The sequence below is a fragment of the Oleiphilus sp. HI0086 genome (genome assembly GCF_001635225.1).
The window spans coordinates 1-453 of record NZ_LWFZ01000495.1 but is presented as its reverse complement, the minus strand read 5'-3'; the positions used below and the strand labels follow the sequence as shown (position 1 = coordinate 453).

Here is a 453-nt window from a genome sequence, read left to right as displayed (position 1 = left end):
AGAAGTAGCGACGGTTTATCTATATAGCTCCCGGGTTTTTCATATAAAAGACCAATCGTCCAAAGCAAGCCGCTTACTTGACCAACTTGAGCGTATTTTATCTTTAGGTGACTATCAGCGCTTTAATAGCCAAGTAGTTCACGAAAAAATGCGCCAGGCGTTTCGTAGCGGTTCTTTCTCAGTTTGTAAGCACATTTTCGAAAAGTACCACTTAGATGAGTTCATCAATAAAGGAGTTTGGCAGAAATCCGGGCAATATGAAGAGCACCGGGAAAGAGGTGCACTGGCTGCCGTATATTTTTTGATATCTAAAGGTCGCTTTAAACAAGCAAGCGACTTGCTCGAAGATATCGCCCAGTTGCTAGACCGGAACAATATCACCTCACGAGTATTGATAGCACGCTGCAATATCGCCATGATTGCCTTTAGGCAGGGTAACACTGATGCGGCGAT

Annotated in this window: 1 protein-coding gene; it reads left to right on the top strand. The window is 43.9% G+C overall.

Annotated elements, in window-relative coordinates; translation table 11 throughout:
• Positions 1–453: hypothetical protein (locus tag A3756_RS27440; RefSeq protein ID WP_197481213.1), on the top strand; the 453-nt coding region annotated here is incomplete at both ends.